This window comes from Vibrio sp. MOR3, assembly GCF_001557775.1.
Classification (GTDB): domain Bacteria; phylum Pseudomonadota; class Gammaproteobacteria; order Enterobacterales; family Vibrionaceae; genus Vibrio; species Vibrio jasicida.
The window spans coordinates 1-601 of the sequence record NZ_LNRD01000053.1 but is presented as its reverse complement, the minus strand read 5'-3'; the positions used below and the strand labels follow the sequence as shown (position 1 = coordinate 601).

Below are 601 nucleotides of genomic sequence, written 5' to 3'. Positions count from 1 at the left end.
AGAGGCGATGAAGGACGTATTAACTTGCGATAAGCCCAGATTAGGTAGTAAAAACCACTTGAGTCTGGGATTTCCGAATGGGGAAACCCACTAGCATAAGCTAGTATCGCTGCGTGAATACATAGCGTAGCGAGGCGAACCGGGGGAACTGAAACATCTAAGTACCCCGAGGAAAAGAAATCAACCGAGATTCCGAAAGTAGCGGCGAGCGAAATTGGACTAGCCCTTAAGCTTTATATGCGTTAGACGAACGGTCTGGAAAGTCCGGCAATAAAGGGTGATAGCCCCGTAGTTGACAACGCACATTCAGTGAAATCGAGTAGGGCGGGACACGTGATATCCTGTCTGAATATGGGGGGACCATCCTCCAAGGCTAAATACTACTGACTGACCGATAGTGAACCAGTACCGTGAGGGAAAGGCGAAAAGAACCCCTGTGAGGGGAGTGAAATAGAACCTGAAACCGTGTACGTACAAGCAGTAGGAGCACCTTCGTGGTGTGACTGCGTACCTTTTGTATAATGGGTCAGCGACTTATATTCAGTGGCAAGGTTAACCATCTAGGGGAGCCGTAGCGAAAGCGAGTGTTAACTGCGCGACT

The 601-nt window shown here is 49.1% G+C and carries 1 rRNA gene; it reads left to right on the top strand.

Annotated elements, in window-relative coordinates:
* Positions 1 to 601 (top strand): 23S ribosomal RNA (locus tag ATB76_RS26895); the annotation flags it as partial.